This window comes from Paenibacillus sp. BC26, from assembly GCF_900116125.1.
Classification (GTDB): Bacteria; Bacillota; Bacilli; order Paenibacillales; family Paenibacillaceae; genus Paenibacillus_Z; species Paenibacillus_Z lignilyticus.
Genome location: NZ_FPAD01000002.1, coordinates 771,976 through 788,479 on the forward strand (window position 1 = coordinate 771,976; position 16,504 = coordinate 788,479).

General features: G+C 52.1%; 13 protein-coding genes. All 13 read right to left on the reverse strand.

Translation table 11 applies throughout. The features are described 5' to 3' along the window. Positions 1-25 precede the first annotated feature (25 nt). Positions 26-871, reverse strand: coding sequence for a carbohydrate ABC transporter permease (locus tag BM412_RS19590; RefSeq protein WP_177245941.1), 846 nt, complete (start codon positions 869-871; stop codon positions 26-28). Continuing rightward, a complete protein-coding gene (locus BM412_RS19595; protein ID WP_091222084.1) occupies positions 861-1,793 on the reverse strand; it encodes a carbohydrate ABC transporter permease in 933 nt (310 codons plus the stop codon). Before BM412_RS19595 ends, BM412_RS19590 begins: the two co-directional genes overlap by 11 nt. Before the next feature lie 106 nt (positions 1,794-1,899). Continuing rightward, entirely contained in the window at positions 1,900-3,225 is a 1,326-nt protein-coding gene (locus tag BM412_RS19600; RefSeq protein WP_091222086.1) for an ABC transporter substrate-binding protein, read from the reverse strand. Between the two features lie 124 nt (positions 3,226-3,349). Beyond that, positions 3,350-4,132 (reverse strand): response regulator, encoded by a 783-nt coding sequence (locus BM412_RS19605; protein ID WP_091222089.1) that lies wholly within the window; start codon positions 4,130-4,132, stop codon positions 3,350-3,352. Beyond that, positions 4,129-5,964, reverse strand: a complete 1,836-nt coding sequence (locus BM412_RS19610) for a sensor histidine kinase (RefSeq protein WP_091222091.1) — start codon at positions 5,962-5,964, stop codon at positions 4,129-4,131. The genes BM412_RS19605 and BM412_RS19610 overlap by 4 nt, the downstream gene beginning before the upstream one ends. A 160-nt stretch (positions 5,965-6,124) precedes the next feature. Beyond that, the gene (locus BM412_RS19615; RefSeq protein ID WP_091222094.1) at positions 6,125-6,952 is read right to left on the reverse strand and encodes an ATP-binding cassette domain-containing protein; all 828 of its coding nucleotides are present in this window, start codon (positions 6,950-6,952) and stop codon (positions 6,125-6,127) included. After that, positions 6,922-7,719: an ABC transporter permease subunit gene (locus BM412_RS19620; RefSeq protein WP_091222097.1), complete on the reverse strand. Its 798-nt coding sequence runs from the start codon at positions 7,717-7,719 to the stop codon at positions 6,922-6,924. Before BM412_RS19620 ends, BM412_RS19615 begins: the two co-directional genes overlap by 31 nt. Positions 7,720-7,731: 12 nt before the next feature. Further along, positions 7,732-8,877, reverse strand: coding sequence for an FMNH2-dependent alkanesulfonate monooxygenase (ssuD, locus tag BM412_RS19625; protein WP_091222100.1), 1,146 nt, complete (start codon positions 8,875-8,877; stop codon positions 7,732-7,734). Between the two features lie 35 nt (positions 8,878-8,912). Beyond that, positions 8,913-9,941 (reverse strand): sulfonate ABC transporter substrate-binding protein, encoded by a 1,029-nt coding sequence (locus BM412_RS19630; protein ID WP_091222102.1) that lies wholly within the window; start codon positions 9,939-9,941, stop codon positions 8,913-8,915. Positions 9,942-10,950: 1,009 nt separating this feature from the next. Next, complete coding sequence (locus tag BM412_RS19635; RefSeq protein ID WP_177245942.1) at positions 10,951-12,726, reverse strand: alpha-L-fucosidase; 1,776 nt, start codon at positions 12,724-12,726, stop codon at positions 10,951-10,953. Between the two features lie 78 nt (positions 12,727-12,804). Beyond that, the gene (locus BM412_RS19640; RefSeq protein WP_177245943.1) at positions 12,805-14,550 is read right to left on the reverse strand and encodes a type 2 periplasmic-binding domain-containing protein; all 1,746 of its coding nucleotides are present in this window, start codon (positions 14,548-14,550) and stop codon (positions 12,805-12,807) included. A gap of 66 nt (positions 14,551-14,616) precedes the next feature. Then, positions 14,617-15,525, reverse strand: coding sequence for a carbohydrate ABC transporter permease (locus BM412_RS19645; protein ID WP_143111662.1), 909 nt, complete (start codon positions 15,523-15,525; stop codon positions 14,617-14,619). 26 nt (positions 15,526-15,551) lie between these two features. Continuing rightward, a complete protein-coding gene (locus BM412_RS19650) occupies positions 15,552-16,490 on the reverse strand; it encodes an ABC transporter permease (protein WP_091222110.1) in 939 nt (312 codons plus the stop codon). Between the last annotated feature and the right edge of the window lie 14 nt (positions 16,491-16,504).

Genomic DNA, 16,504 nt, shown 5'->3' on the forward strand with positions numbered 1-16,504 from the left:
CGTTTGTCGCGATACGGCGACTGTTCTACCCCTTCACCGCTCCTCCGGTGACGCCTTGGATAAAATACCTCTGTACAAACAAGAAGAACACGACAAGCGGTATAAGCACGATGCAGATCGCCGCCGTCATCGGCCCCCAGTCGGTAGCGAACTGGGATTTGAAGGAGATGACTCCGAACGGAATCGTCCGCATGCTCGTGGTCGATAAAGCGATGGATGCCCAAAGCAGCTCTCCCCAGAGACCAACGAAGGCGAAGATGGAAACGGTCGCAATCGCCGGCAGCATGAGCGGTGCCGTTACCCGCGTAAACGTCTTCGTCTCGGTGCAGCCGTCCACGCGCGCCGCCTCCAGCAGTTCATTCGGCAGCGATTTGAAGAACGCCTGAAAAATATAAATGGTCATCGGCAACGACCACCCGATGTACGGCAGGATCAGCGACAGATGCGTGCCGACCAGCTTCATCTTGCTCATCATAATGTAAAGCGGCATAATAACGGTTTCCGAAGGAAGAAAAGTCGGCAGCAGCACAAGAAACAGAACCACTTCGGCGTGCGGAACGCGAAGCCGCGCGAGCGCATACCCGGCAAGCGCGCCAAGAATTACGATGCAGACGACGCTGCTGCCCACGATGCCCATACTGGTGGTGAAATATTGCCCGATATGCGCGTCCGCCCATGCCTTTGAATAGTTCGACCAAGCGAACTGATGCGGAAGCCCCCAGATATTGACATAAAACTCTTCGGTCGTCTTGAGCGAGGTTTGCAGAACGAACAGAATGGGATAAACCGTCAGCAGCAAGAACGCGACCACGACCGAACGAGAGACATTCGCGCCTATCCACATCTTCAGTTCGGCTATCCTAATATTCATAGCTTTGTCCCCCAAGCAAACGGTTTGTGATCCAAATGAATACCGCCACCACGATGGTAAGCGTAAAGCCCATTGCGGCGGACAGTCCATATTCGTTGTAGTTAAAGGCCGTATCGATCATCTGAAGCGGGATTGTCTTGGAAATCGTACCCGGTCCGCCGCCTGTCATGATAAACACCAAATCATAGGTTTTAAATTGCATGACAAGCGTAAAGACGGCTGAAAGTTGGACAATCGGGCGAATGAGCGGCAGTACGATGGAGAAGAACTGCCTGCCGTACCCCGCGCCGTCCAGGCGGCTCGATTCAAACAAGGAGGAAGGAATCCCCTGCATGGCCGCAAAACAAAGCATCATGGTCAAGCCCGCGATCCTCCATATGCCGACCACAATAATCGAAGCCATAACCGTATGCCGGTTCTCGAGCCAAGCTTGCGTCAGCGAGTCGCCGCCGACGAGGCGCAGGAATTGATTGATAAGCCCCATCTCGGGGTTGTATACGAATGCAAACAGCAGTCCTATAATGGCCAGGGGCAGCATCGTCGGCATAAAGATGAACAGCCGGTAGACCGCTCCTTCTTTACGTCCGAGTTTAAAAATAAACGCCGCCAGCGCCACGCCGAGCAGCAGGGCAAACAGCGTCGAAATTACGGCGAGCTCCACCGAATGATAGAGCGACGAGCGCGTCAGCTCGTCGCTGAACACTTCCTTATAGTTCGCAAAACCAACCCAATTCCGCTCCAGAAATCCGTCCCATTCTTGGAACGACAGCAGCAGGTTCCATACGGTCGGGATAAACACGGCGAAAGTGATCAGCACGGCGGACGGGATCAGGAAAAGAATGCCCGTTACCACCGTCTTGTAATGCAATCTGCGTCCGGTGCGAATACCTGTCTCGGCCAATGCCCTTGTCGGCTCACTCATCTCGTTTGTCTCCCTCTTTCCAGCCTGTTCTTACACTATGGTTGCCTCATAATGAAAGGGGCCCGGCATGGCCGAGCCCCTTTCATCCTGCCGCCGATTTTCTGTGTTATTTCGCGATGGCTTCTTTGCGCAGCTCATCCATTTTGCCGAGGACCTGCTGCTCGCTTTGGCCGCCGAGAACATAGTCCGGGATGATCTGATTATTGATATAGTCCGTGATCTTCGGACTTAGGTTGATGAGCTCTCCCGGATAAATGTTCGTTGCCATTGCCGCAATCGACTTGATGAGCGGATCCGTAATTTCAAGCTTTGCGTTCGCCGTGGCATAGCCCATGTCGGCGTTTATTTTCTGTACGGCCTCACCCAGATAGGCTTTCAGCACCTCTACTGCCGCGTCCTTATTCGGCGCGTTAGCCGGGATGAAGAGTCCGTCCGCTCCGCCGAGGAAGACGTTCCCTTGGCCCATGTGAGGCCATTCAACGGCAACGGCTGTGAAGGTTTTCGAATTTGTGATAATATCCTTCGCGTTCGCCGAAACTTCCGCCAGCATCGCGACTTTACCTTGATAGAAGGCCGACTTCACTTCGTCGCGGCTGATCGTAACCGCCCCTTGATGCGGATACCAGAGATCCTTGTCGTAGAGATCCTTAATATTTTGCAGCGGCTTCACGAGAATCGGATCTGTTGCCGGCACGTTGCCGGCAGACAAGTCCTCGAGTTTGCCTGCATCTTTGCCGAGCGAGAGCATGCCGTTACGGAACAGCCAGCTTTGCAGGTCCTTCGAGATCCCGAACGGGAATACGCCTGTTTTGTCCTTGATCGCCTGGGAAGCCGTTAAGAATTCATCCCAGCTCCAGTTGCTAGGCACCGCCACTCCGGCCTTGTCGAACAAATCCTTGTTCACATAGACAACGGAGAAGTTGCTGTCGAGCGGCACATTGTAGTACTTGCCATTGAATTTGCCCATATCCAGCAGCGTCTGGTTGAAGGTATTCTTCCATTCTCCGCCGTTCGCTTCCAGATACGGCGTCAGGTCGAGTGCCTGATTCGCGTCGACGAATGTCTTCATGGCTCCCGGCCAGTACGTATACACGTCCGCAGGGGATCCCGAAGCGATACCGGTCTTAATGACTTTCTCCAGGTTGCCCCAGTCGACCTGGATCGGTTCAATTTCGAATTTATCCTGCAGCTGCTTCTGCAGCTCGGCAACCATCGGCTCACCGGAGGTATACTCGACAATCTTGCCGTAGAACGTAATCTTCTGCTTCTCGGCCGGCTGATTGGACGATGCCGCATTACTTTCGCCGCTTGTATTGCCCGTGCTGCTTGCGTTGCCTTCGTTGCCGCCATTGGATCCGCAAGCCGATAGGAGCAGCGAAGCCGTTAATAAAGCCGCCGCGACCGTTCCTGCCGCTTTTCTTCCTTGATTCATCTGATTAAGCCCCCTTTGTGGTTTAAGCGCTTGTGGTTGAGTATGTTGTATTGGTTACGCTTTCAGTTTACAAAGGAAGCGCTTTCGTCTCAATCCGCCCCAACTACGAATAGTTCCTCAAAATCTACGAATCGCCGCCTGACCTCCGATATTCGGACGGGGATACGCCCTCAAGCTTCTTGAACACTTGGATAAAATACTTATAATTGGTGAATCCGACCATTTCCATAATGCTGTATGCCATCAGGTTCGACCCTGCCAACAGCTTCTTCGCCTCCGCGATTCTGATTTTGTTCGAGAATTCACTAAAGGTCACGCCGGTCTCTTTCTTGAATAAGTGCGAGAAATAATTCGGCGAAATGTCCACATGGCTGGCAAGCAGCTCGGCGGTTAGGTCTTGCGCATAATGCTCCTGCATGTACGCGATCGCCATTGCAATAGTTGGATGGCGATGCGGCATCCGCTCCACCTTCTCTTCACTGAGTCTCTTGCGCAGCGATTCCGCTTCGCGAAGCTCTTCCTCAATGCGCTTCTCCTCGAGCACCGCATCTTTCAGCCGATCCACAAGCGCGGTCAAGCTCTTAATCTTCACCGGTTTGAGCTCATATTCGCTCACTCCGAATCCGATGGCTTGCTTGGCGTACTGAAAGTCCGAGTAGCCGCTCAATACGATAATGCGCGTTCGGTCCGAGATCGCTCGAATTTGCCGGCTCAATTCCAGGCCATCGATCCCCGGCATCCGGATATCGGTGATGACGATTTCCGGCTCGTGCGCGCGATAAAGCTCAAGCGCCTCAACCCCATTCTCCGCTCCGTACACTTCCTCGATGCCGAACTCGCTCCACGCGATGCCTTCCCGAAGCCCTTCACGAATAATATGCTCATCATCCGCTATCAACAATTTCATAGATTGTCCTCCTCATCGATGTTCGTGTCGCTGACAGCGCGGTTCGTATCTGTTTTGTCATAGATAGGCGTTTCAAACGAAACCCGTGTTCCTTGACCAGGCTTACTCTCGATGTGGAGATCGAATTCCGGGCCAAACTGAAGCCGCAGCCGATCCTTCACGTTCTTGAGGGCAAAGCCGCGGTGTCTGTCATCCGGCGCATCCAGCAGAGGCTTGATATCGTCCAATACCATGCCCACGCCGTCATCCTCTACGACGTAGAATAGCTTGCCGTCACCCTCCCGAATGGAGAGCTTCACCGTTCCTTTCCCCATCTTCGGCTCTAAACCGTGAAAGATCGCGTTCTCCACCAAAGGCTGCAGCAATAGCTTCAAGGTTTGCCGCTCTCGAATCTGTTCCGGCACTTCGAGGCGAAAAGCGATTTTGTCACCGAACCGTTTCTGTTGGATGCTCATGTAGTTCTCCAAATGCTCGAGTTCCTCGCCGATGGTGATGACCTCTTGCCCGCGATGAAGCATATGGCGGAATAAATCGGACAGCGCCTCCAACTGCTCGCCTACCTCATAATCGCGGTTGCGCACCGCAAGCCACCTAATAGAGTCGAGCGTGTTGTATAAGAAATGGGGGTTGATTTGCGACTGCAGCGATTTCAGCTCTGCTTCTTTCTCTTGGATCTGGCTCTTGTAGACCTTATCGATCAGTTCTCTGATTTGGTGAATCATGCTGACGAATGTAGCCGAAACGATTCCGATCTCATCTTGTCCGCGCGCTTCCAGACGGACGTCGAATATACCGTTCTTCACCTTGCCCATCTCCTTGGCAAGGCTTTTGAGCGGACGCACAATCGTTCGGTTCTGGATGAAGGTAAATACGATACCGAAGAGGAGGCATATCGCAATGCAAACGAAGATGAATAGATTAAGGGCACCGAGCCGCTTCGTCAGCTCGGACTTCGGTATGGTCTCGATAACCTGCCAGCCCGTTGCGTCCAAGCTGTAATGGAATACCTCGCTTCGCTGCCCGCCGAGCTTAACGTCGAAGGTGCCTTCTCTGCTCTTAAGCGCCTCGCGTACATCGGGCTCCTTGCTTAGATCCAAGCCCAGCATCGCCTTGTCCGGGGAAGACAGCACGCGCCCCTTCGCATCGATAATGAAGATTCTGCCCCCTTTCCACGTATGGATGCCGGAATAAGCCGTCGATAATGCTTTCTCGTCGAGCGAGATACGTCCGGTCGCGATCGGTTTGCCGCTCTCAAGGGAATTGACGACGCGGATGAGGGAGATCACCATTTTCTCGTATGGGGCCTTATATAGGTGGCTTAGCTTATAAACCGGAGTCCACAGCACCTTTCCTTGCAATGCCGCGGCTTCATTGTGGAATCGCGTATCCTCGAGCTGCACATTGTTGCCGAACTGAAGAATAATCTCGTTCCCCCTCGAAATGGCAACGGAGTCGATATAAGGCTTGGAGCTCATCACCGACTGAATGGACGTACCGCCCCAATTGTGCTGCAAGGCGGACTTGGAGCGCTCGATATCCAGATAAGACTTTTTCTCGTAAAAGTGAATAAGGTCTTGAATGTTCTCGTCCGATAGGATCGAGTAGGACAAATAATCCGACTCCCTGATCATATCCTCGAGCGTAAACTGCGTCTGCTTCAGGGTCTGGAATAAATTTTCCTTCGTTTTCTCCGTCAGCGTGCCCGAGGCAACGGCATTGATGATCGCGGCAGCCACGACCAGCGGCAGCACCACGAAGAGAACAACGTACAACATGAGCTTCTGGCCCAAGGAGAAGTCTCGGAATCTTCTTAAATACAGCGATAGGCGCATGAGAGCGACTCCTTTTGGTTCTGGTTCTGGTTCGACATAACTCAACAGTATTATATTTGAATTGAAAATTGTAGATTTATATTTTTAGGCGGGCGATTGACAACAAAAAAAACTGACCATGCGAGTTTGCACTCCACATGGCCAGTCTTCGGATGATTCGTTAAATCGAGAATCCGTTGCGATCGCCATCCGGCGGCCGCCTCGCAAGTACGCGATTTAATATCGTATTCTCATAATGGGTAAAACCGCTGTCCTTCTCGCGCGGGCGTGCCAAGGCGATAGGGACGTCCTGGGCGATGGTGCCGTTCTCCACGAGCACCACTCGATCGGCAAGGGCGACGGCCTCGCTGACGTCATGCGTCACGAGAACGGCAGTGAACCGCCTTTCCCTCCACAGTCGTTCTATCAATTGCTGCATCTCGATGCGAGTGAGCGCATCGAGCGCACCGAGCGGCTCATCGAGCAGCAGCAGACTCGGGTCTCCGACGAGCGCCCTGGCCAGCGAAACGCGTTGCTTCTGACCGCCTGACAGCACGGACGGCCACTCCTTCGCACGATCCGCGAGTCCAACGAGCTCAAGAGCATCCAAGGCTTTGCCTCGGTCGCCTCCTGGCACGCCAATTCGAACGTTATCGAGCACGGATTTCCAAGGCAGCAAGCGAGCATCTTGGAACATGACGCGCACATCCGAGCTTAGTCCGGACGTTGTTTTGCCGCCAAACGTTACCGAACCTTGCGATGCGGCTTCCAATCCGGCAAGCAGCCGCAGCAGCGTGCTCTTGCCGCAGCCGCTTCTGCCAACTACGGCTAAGAATTGTCCGGATGGGATGGATAAATCCAAATCACGCAGAACGGCGAGATCGCCGAAGCGAACGCCGGCATTCCGAACGTCCACTTGAAGACCGCGAGGCGCCTCATGCACAACCAGCGGCGTCTTTTCTTCGGGTTGTTCCGTGCTTATTTTCCTGGACGGAAGTGCGAATGCCATTTCAGCCAGCTCCTTTCCATAAGCTTTGCCAGCCAATCCGAAAGCTTGCCTAACAAAGCATAGATGACGATGCTGAGCACGACGACATCCATCTGGAAAAATTCACGGGCATTCATGGCCATATAGCCAATGCCGCTATTCGAGGATATCGTTTCGGATACGATCAGCGTAATCCACATAATGCCGAGCGCGAATCGAAGGCCTACCAGGATAGAAGGCAGCGCGCCCGGAAAAATAATCGTACGGAAAAGGGAATACCCTCTTAAACCGTAGGTCCGGCCCATCTCAATTAAGCCGGGATCGATAGATCGTATGCCGTGGAGCGTATTCAGATAAATCGGAAAAGCCACCCCCAGCGCGACGAGAAAAATTTTGCCTTGTTCGCCAATGCCAAACCAAGCGATGATGAGCGGAATAAGAGATAAGTGCGGGATTGTACGGATCATTTGGATACTGGAATCCGTCAGCTTCTCCGATAGCGGAAGCAAGCCGTTTAGAATCGCCAGTATAAAACCGATGCCGCCCCCAATGGCGAAACCGATAAGCGCACGCCGTGTACTGTCCCCGATATAGATGAACAAATCCCCGCTTCGCATGAGCTTAGCGCCTGCCTCAATGACGGATACCGGCGTCGGCAAGATGCGGGAGGATATCCAGCCCACGCTGCCCAGCCACTGCCACAGCAGTACGATCAGAAGCGGAATAACCCATTCAAGTCCTACGGATAGCGTTCTGGTTTTCCACTTGTTATCTGCTGGACTTTTCATTTGCTCCCCCTCCTAGCTCACCGGCGCGCGTTCCGACGGCTTGATCGAGTTCGCGATAAGTTCGCCGAACGGACTGGTCGATGTCGGGCCTTGCACCGTTGCTTCTCGATTTAAGGGTAGGAGCGGGAATACCAGATCCGCGAATTGATACGCTTCTTCGAGGTGCGGATACCCCGATAGGATGAACGTATCAATGCCGAGATTGGCGTACTCTTGCATCAGTGCCGCCACTTCGGCGGGGTTGCCTACCAGCGCTGTTCCGGCTCCCCCGCGGACAAGGCCTACGCCTGCCCAGAGGTTCGGATAGATTTCAAGATGGCTGCGATCTCCGCCATGGAGACGCGTCATTCGCTGCTGCCCTTCCGAATCATAACGGGCAAATACCTTCTTCGCAGCGGCTATCGCTTCATCATCAACCTTGCTGATCAGGCGATCGGCTTCTCTCCAAGCCTCCTCTGACGTTTCACGAACGATGACATGAAGGCGAATGCCAAAACGAACCTCACGGCCACGCTCAGCGGCCAATTGCCGAACGCGATCAATCTTCTCGGCTACTTCCTGCGGAGGCTCGCCCCAAGTTAGATAGACGTCGATGTGATCAGCTGCAACCTCCTGCGCAGCCGGCGAAGATCCTCCGAAATAGAGCGGTGGATAAGGCTTTTGCACCGAAGGATACAGAACTTTGCCGCCTTCCACTTTCAAGTGAGTGCCTTCGTAATCAACGGTTTCTCCCGCGAGCTCTCTGCGCCACACTTCCAGAAACTCGGACGTTAGATCGTAGCGTTCATCGTGTCCGAGGAATAAACCGTCTGCCGCCAGCTCTACCGGGTCTCCTCCGGTCACGACGTTGACGAGCAGTCTCCCGCCGGAAAGTCGATCGAACGTGGCTGCCATTCTGGCCGATAAAGTCGGTGACATCAAGCCCGGTCTCAGCGCAACGAGAAATTTCAATTTCTCCGTAGCCGAGATGAGCGAAGAAGCCACTACCCATGCATCTTCGCAGGAACTTCCTGTCGGCAGCAGTACACCGCTGTAGCCCAGACGATCCGCTGCTTGCGCGATTTGCCTCATATAAGTTGCATCAACGGCGCGCGCCCCTTCGGCAGAACCCAGATAACGCCCGTCTCCATGTGTCGGAATAAACCAGAATACTTCCATTTCAATCACCCTTTCATCTACATTCGAATGTTCGATTATTTCAATGTGGCATCCTTGACGGTAATTTCTTTCGGGATCAACTGCAGGTCGAAGAAGGTATCCGCAATCTTCTGCTGCGCTTCAATAATGGCATCATCGATTGGCAGAACGCCGTAATCTCTGCGAGCCGACGCAAGCTCAAGCGATGGAATGTCGATGCCCAGCTGCGGTGACAGGAGCGCCGCCACTTCCTTCTGGTTGGCCTTGGACCACTCGTCAACCTTGTTCAGCTCGTCGATGAACGAATCGATAGCCGGTTTATTCGCTTCCGCGAATGTACGCGAAGCCAGATAGAATTCGATATTCGATACGAGGCCTTCTCCATCGGTAAGCAGCTTCGCTCCGGTTGCCGTCTGAGCCGCGGCCAGGAACGGATCCCAGATGACCCAAGCATCTACGCTTCCATTCTCAAACGCTACTCGGGCATCACCCGGCTTCAAGAACACCGTCGTAATATCTTTGTAGTCGACACCGGCTTTCTCCAGTGCCTTAACAAGCAGATAGTGAACATTGGAGCCTTTGTTCAGGGCAATTTTCTTGCCCTTCAGATCGGCAAGTGTCGCGATCTTGGAATCCTTAGGTACGATTATTCCCTCGCTCTTAGGGCTAACAGGTTCATGCGATAAATAGACGAGCGGCGTGTCGGCTGCCTGCGCGAAGATCGGTGGCGCTTCCCCGGTATGCCCGATGTCGATGCTGCCCACATTGAGCGCTTCAAGCAATTGCGGTCCGCCCGGGAACTCCGTCCACGTCACTTTATAGCCTTCCGATTCAAATCGTTTCTCGAGTGTTCCTTTGGCTTTGAGAATATTAACCGTGCCGTATTTCTGGTAGCCGATCCGAATTTCTTTGGATGCTTTAGGAGTATCATTTGTTGTCTCAGCAGATGCCGTCGTGGATTTGTTCCCCTCCGCAACCCCGTTGGAATTGTTCTTGCCGCATGCAGATAGGATAAGGACGAAGCTTAGAAGCGAGATCGTGAGCAGCGTGATGGCTCGAAACGATTTAGAAGTTGTTGTTGTCATCTTTCAAAACCCCTTTTTTCTTGGATTCCATACGAAAAACCGGAGGTTTCCACAATCCAATCCCCAAGAAGGAGTATCGGTTCTGGAAACCTCCGGTTGTCCGGTAGGCTTCTTGCTATTTGTTGTTGGTTTTATAATAAGCATATTAATCCGATAAGTCAACTATGAATTATCAGTGAGCAAGACTTTTTTTCGAAAATACAGGAAAATTGAAAAAGCGAAATCATGCATCCACATTACTTGCGGCTTGCTGAGTGCCGCATTCGCTTCCCAGTTCCTGCTTCTGGCTTCTGGCTTCTCGCTTCCACTCTCCACTTCTCACATCCCACTTCACACTTCGGCTACCTCTTCCCGCTTCCTGCATCCCACTTCACACTTCTCGCTTCCTGCCCTCACTTCCGCTTACCACTTCCCACTTCACGCTTCTCGCTTCCTCTTTCCACTCCTCGCTGCCACTTACCGCTTCCCGCTCCCACTTCCGCATGCCACTTTTCGCTTTACACTACTCGCCGCTTCCCGTTCCCCATACTTCCGAAAATCTAACGAATCGTAGAAGCCTTATTTGGCCGGATTTGTCGCCTCCGAGAATCTAACGAATCGTAGAAGCCTTATTTCGGGAAATTCGGCTCATTAATAGCCCTAAACAGCCAAATAGGACCTCCACGATTCGTTAGAATTTTTTTGGGGCTATTTAGGGGCAAATAAGCCCTGTACGATTCGTTAGAGGTTTTCGCGGCTCGCATTCCGCGTGCCGAGTCGCTCATGTATAGGCTTAACAGCAAAAAACCGAGTGTGTCTCGCACACATCTCGGTTCTGGGTCTCGCGTCATGCGCGCCTCTCGGCTCTCCATTCGCGATCAGCGAATCTCGCGCCTCTCGGTTCTCCATTCGCGATTAGCGCATCTCTCGAATTTCTCGAACCTCTCGCATCGCTCGCAACTCTCGAATCTCTCTCATCCCTCGCATCCCTCACGCACCTCAGTTCCAGCTCTTCCCGCTCTGCTCTTGACTAAACATGCACCAACCGCAAACTGATCAGTTGGAATGTATCGGTGCCGCCGTGATTGCTCAGAGCAGTCAGCCTGAGAAACGTCGCTCCGCCGACCGGTTGGAAAGCAATCATCTGCATGCCGCGCTGATTATGCAGCTCGCCGCAAGCAATCGGCTCCCCCCAATTGACGCCGTCTTGGCTGACGTGAAGCTCATAAGCCTTGAGCCGTTCGCCAATCGGAGCTGCGTAACCCCCTTCAAGGACCGCGCCGGTCTCGGGCTGTGTGACACAAAGTCCCATCCATTCGTATTCAGCGGCACCCGGAGTCATCCGCAAGGTTAACGTCTGCGGCCATGCCCGCATCGCCGGCCCCCTGAAGTAGGATTCGTAGTTATCATTCAGCACATTGACAGCCGAAGCATACGGAAGCTCCGAGCTGGCTTTGGCATCAAGCAGCGCGGTTGGGACAATTCGAGCATGAGGAGCAGTCGTCAGTTTAATCACCATGTCCCCCTCAATATGCAACGTTTCCCATGATCGGACGTCGATCATCACATGTCCGTCTTTCTGCTTGAACGACAGCAACTCGCCCGTTCTCAGATCTTCAGCCGCAAGCACATCATAGCCTGCATCTTGCAAGACCAGAAGCTGGCCGCGAGGCGGAGTAAGAACATGCAGATAATGCGTCTCTCCTCCCGGAACGACCGTCGTAACCCCATACGCCCCTTCATTCCAATGGCCCGGCGGAAATCCTCCCTGATCATAGCCGCCTCCAACCGTGCCATAGATCGACTCCTCAGCCCAAGCCATGAAACGGTCAAAATGATTCGTGAAGCTGTCCAGCACTTCCGGAAATTCCCCGCCGATCTTCGGACCGTATCCGAGATGGGCATTCCATGACGTACCTGCGACCGTTACGATCTTCTTCACAAGCGTTGCATTATCCGGAACATTCGCATAGTTCTCCTCAAAGCCGCCCCATCCAGCGTTTCCTTCCCCCAAGTACCACCAATCCCATTTGGCCTTGAAGGCAAACTCCTTATCCCCCGGTCCAACCCATGTACCGCTTGCCCAATCATAGTCCGGATGGCATACCTTGCCGAAATCCTCCAATGCCATGGCATCCTCATCCTCAACGGGCCCTTTGCTGAAATCATTGTTGATGAGAACGATATCCTCCCGCTTCCGATGGAGCCTTGCAAAAACTTCCTGCGCTTCGAGCTTGTCATGATAGCCATCAAACCAGAAGCCGGCCACGCGCGGGTAACGATCCAGTAACTCTTCCATAACCTCGATGCTGTAAGCCAAATAGCCGTCACGAGCCGTAATATCAACCGTGTCATCCTTCTTAAAGGACCGATAAGCTTCCTTATTCAACCATTCGATTCCGCCGTGAATCGCGTTCTTCGAATCCCTGTTTATATACACGATGATTCGGATGCCTTCGGCTTCAGCCGCATCGAGCATTTCCCGCAAATAGTCCCGCCCCGTGCTCCGACTTCCGGGCACATCCGATTGCCATATTTTCAAATACCCCTGCTGACAATGAAACGTAGCCAGCGTTATATACTTGGCACGAAGCTTCACCGCCGTACTAACCCACCGCTGCGCATTCCAACCCGCCTCTTCCACAGCCTGATCGAAGGCATCGACCGTCTCGTAAATGTATCGAAAATCCGGTCCGAACGGATCCGTCTTGTGCTCCCCCGTGTGCATGCCCCAGTGCAAAAACAAGCCAATACGCGCATCGCGGTACCACTGCTGCAATCTCTCATCTTTCTTCAAACTATCCATTCCGATCCCCACTCTCCTTTTCATCAAACGGGGCACATCGCCGCGTCATGCTTAGCGATGTGCCCCATGTGCGGCTAATTATTGATTGACTGCGGCTTTCGTCTCATCCCATGCCTTAACCCACCATGCGTTGGAGGTTTCGACTCCGTTAGCTTTCAGATCATCCAAAGTTTTTTGCTTAATCTCATCAAAGTCAGCGTCGGAATCCGCCATTATCGCTTTCGCGACGGCTTTGATCATCAACTCTTTCAGTTTGGCATCAATTCTCGCAATATCATCCGGCGTGCTCGGAAGCGCGGCTGGGATACGAGTATCCATGTTTTGCTGGTTGATCGACTTGCCGGCTTCTACGTTCTTGAGGAAAATTTCAGCCGGGAAGGATACGCCGTAATGATCGCTGAAATCCTTCGTAAGCGGATCTAGCAGACCGTTAAACGATTTTGCGGAGCTGAACAAGTCCACTTCCGTCTTATCTTCCGGATTGATAACAAAGTTACCCAACCCATTATAAATCCCGGTTTGCGCGGCACGAACGCCCGTGTTTCTGAACGCATCGCCGTTCTCGATCTTCGCTTTATTCATCGCCTCGCTGATCGTCGGAACGCCTGATACCAAATCCCAATCCGTTCCTTTGACACCGCTGTAAGCCAGTCGCGAGCCTTCATAGGACCACAAATAGTTCAGCAGATCCATAGCGCGATCCGGATGCTTGGAGTTCTTCGTTATCCCGAGCGACTTGTCAAACCAACCCAATTGGTTGGCGCCATTCCACTGATGACCCCATTCCAGCGGGATAGTAGCATAGCCGACTGCATTCGCATTGTTCTTGCCGTTGAAACCACCGTTAAACCAGCTCGCAGGAGAATATAGAATCGAGCCGTTCGCCATTTTGGCGCTGAAGTCACCGGATTGCATCGTTAAGGAGTCCGGATCAAGCAGCCCCATTTTTCTGGCTTTGTAGTAGAAGTTTACCGTTTTCCACAGCGGACCTTCTGTATCCGTAAAGTTGTTTACAAGCTCGTTGGTATCGGATTTGACGACATAACCGTTGTTGCCCCAATCGGCATAACCGTACAGAATCGCCATCGGCATGTAATAGCTCCACAATCCCCAGTCGTTCCACGCCGCTACGCCGTATGTTTTGTAGCCTTCCGGCGTCTTCGGATGCTTATCCTGCATTTGTTTAAGAATGTTAAGCAGTTCGTCTTCGCTTGTAATCGCAGGATAACCAAGCTCTTTATAGTAGTCCCATCTCGTAACCACACCAAGGCTCGCTTCAAAACCCATCATATCCGGCCCGGAGTTTACCGGCATGAAGTACAGCTTGTTGGAGCCGTTACTGCGGAACTTTCTCATGAAATCCACGACTTCAGGTACGTTGTTCAGTATATTTTGGCCTTTCGTTTCGATCATGTCATCCATGGCAATGACTTGCCCGCCCTCGATAACGCGCGCTTGATCTTCAGGCTTAAGCATAATGATGTCCGGGAGATCACCCGAAGCAAGCAGCACCTTTATTTTCTCGTCTTCGGCGACTACCCACTCCACTGTGATGCCAAGCTTCTTCTGAATCTCTTTGCCGACCTCCGTTTCAGCAAACGGAACTGCAGGCGCTTGGTTGACCAGCATCGTGATCGTAACCGGCTCCGGAGCAGTCTCAGTCTCAGTCGTTTCCTGCGAATCCGACTGGGTTGATCCCGTATTCTCCGATTCCGCTTGGTTCGAGTTTCCATTGTTTGACCCCGAGCATGCAGCCGCCGAGAACAAGAACAACAAAGCGAGCATTGCCATCAAAGTACCCCTGATACCCTTTCTTCTCCTCACTTCGTTTCCTCCTAATTCAATATTGATTATCAGTACGCATCGTACCGGGTAATCCATCCTTAGCCTCTAGCCCTTAATTGCCCCCATCATAATGCCTTTTACAAAATACCGCTGCATAAACGGATACACGCAGAGTATCGGCAATGTGACCACCATCGTGATCGTCATGCGAACCGTTTGAGGCGTCATATAGACCGCGGTGGCACCGCCTCTGTTAATCTCCATCCCGGATTGCCGAGATAGAGAGGATGCTTGCGTAATGTACTTATACAGCTCATATTGCAGCGTCTGCAAATTTTTATCGCTGACGAGGATGTAATTGTCGAACCAGTTGTTCCATTGATCAACGGCAGTGAATACCGCGATCGTAGCCAGAATCGATGTTGAAATCGGCATAATGATTTTCCAATAGATCGTGAAGTAGCCGGCGCCGTCAATTTTAGCGGATTCCTCCAACGATTTAGGCAGCTGCTCGATGTAGGTTTTGATCAAAATGATATAAAACACATTGATCGCACCTGGTACGATGTAGAGCAGGAAGTTGTCATTGAGGTGAAGGTTCTTCATGAGCAAATACCAAGGAATCAGTCCCGCGTTAAAATAGAGCGTGATAACCAGAAATCGATAAAAGAACTTCCTCATCGGGAACTGCTCGATCGTCATTAGGTAAGCAAACAGCGAGCATAAGAACGTGGTCAGCAGCGTACCAAGAACCGTTCTTGAAACGGATATAAACGTTGCATTCAAGATGCCGTCAAATTCGAACACCTTGCTATAGGACACGAGCGTGAATCCTTTGGGAAACCAGGTTATCCCGGTCATCGCCTCTTGCGAGCCGCTAATGGAGTAGATAAAGATATAGTAGAACGGATAGATACACAACAGCATAAACAGAGTGAGGATCGTATAATTCGCGATTTGGAAGCCTATATTGGACAAGCCGGTTGATGATTTAGATGGGTTTAACGTTTTCATTCTCTCTCTCCTTGTACCAAGCTAAGCTACACGATTCCGTACCCTCTGATCCGTTTGGCAATGCCGTTGGCTGCGAAGAGCAGAATAATGCTGATGAAGGTTTTCGACATCCCGAGTGCCGTCGAGTAGGAATAGTCGGCGTTTAATATCCCGGTTCGGTACAGATACAGATCCAGCACCGTTATTTTGTCAGCGACCAATCCATTATAGAAGACCAGGTATTGTTCCATCCCCACCGAGAGTAAATTGGACATGCCCAGAATCATGAGTACGATAAATGTCGGTGCTACACCGGGTACAGTGATATGCCAGATTCTGCGGAATCGCCCTGCTCCATCTACATGTGCGGCATCATACAGCTCTTGATCGATCCCGATAATCGCTGCCAAGTAAATAATCGTTCCCCAACCTAGCGACTTCCAGATCCCCAGCATCGTTTGGAAGATCCAGACGGCGTCGCCGTTACCAAGCAGATTCGTCGGTTCTTTAATCAGGTGCAGATTCATCAGCAGCTCATTCAGCAGGCCATCATTGGAGAAGACCGAGAACGCCAGTGAGAAAACGATAACCCAGCTTACAAAGTGGGGGAGCGTGATGATCGTCTGCACAACCCGCTGAAAGCTGGTATGCTTCACTTCCGATAACAGAATCGCGAATATGACCGGCAATGGACTTGTAAGGAGATTCAAGAAGTAGAAGGCAAGCGTGTTCTTCAGCGCATTCAACAGGTCGTTCCCGCTTGTCGTGATCAGCTCAAAAAACTTCAATCCGACGAACGGTGTCTTAGCAAGCGGGATGCCCGGTTTGTAGTCGAAGAATGCCAATACCCAGCCGGCCAGCGGTATATATTGAAAGATGAGGACTAACAGAATGATAGGCAATCCGAGCATAAACAGCTTTGTCCGGTCGGATAAAATCTTCTTCCTCAAGGAAGCCGCGTACGATACTCTGACCTCTGTTTTCATGTGTTTGTTTCTCC

Excerpts from the sequence above, each read along its gene's own strand:
- BM412_RS19600 (WP_091222086.1), bottom strand. The coding sequence starts at position 3,225 with ATGAATCAAGGAAGAAAAGCGGCAGGAACGGTCGCGGCGGCTTTATTA.
- ssuD (WP_091222100.1), bottom strand. The coding sequence starts at position 8,877 with ATGGAAGTATTCTGGTTTATTCCGACACATGGAGACGGGCGTTATCTG.
- BM412_RS19635 (WP_177245942.1), bottom strand. The coding sequence starts at position 12,726 with ATGGATAGTTTGAAGAAAGATGAGAGATTGCAGCAGTGGTACCGCGAT.
- BM412_RS19615 (WP_091222094.1), bottom strand. The coding sequence starts at position 6,952 with ATGGCATTCGCACTTCCGTCCAGGAAAATAAGCACGGAACAACCCGAA.
- BM412_RS19650 (WP_091222110.1), bottom strand. The coding sequence starts at position 16,490 with ATGAAAACAGAGGTCAGAGTATCGTACGCGGCTTCCTTGAGGAAGAAG.
- BM412_RS19605 (WP_091222089.1), bottom strand. The coding sequence starts at position 4,132 with ATGAAATTGTTGATAGCGGATGATGAGCATATTATTCGTGAAGGGCTT.
- BM412_RS19610 (WP_091222091.1), bottom strand. The coding sequence starts at position 5,964 with ATGCGCCTATCGCTGTATTTAAGAAGATTCCGAGACTTCTCCTTGGGC.
- BM412_RS19595 (WP_091222084.1), bottom strand. The coding sequence starts at position 1,793 with ATGAGTGAGCCGACAAGGGCATTGGCCGAGACAGGTATTCGCACCGGA.
- BM412_RS19590 (WP_177245941.1), bottom strand. The coding sequence starts at position 871 with ATGAATATTAGGATAGCCGAACTGAAGATGTGGATAGGCGCGAATGTC.
- BM412_RS19645 (WP_143111662.1), bottom strand. The coding sequence starts at position 15,525 with ATGAAAACGTTAAACCCATCTAAATCATCAACCGGCTTGTCCAATATA.
- BM412_RS19630 (WP_091222102.1), bottom strand. The coding sequence starts at position 9,941 with ATGACAACAACAACTTCTAAATCGTTTCGAGCCATCACGCTGCTCACG.
- BM412_RS19620 (WP_091222097.1), bottom strand. The coding sequence starts at position 7,719 with ATGAAAAGTCCAGCAGATAACAAGTGGAAAACCAGAACGCTATCCGTA.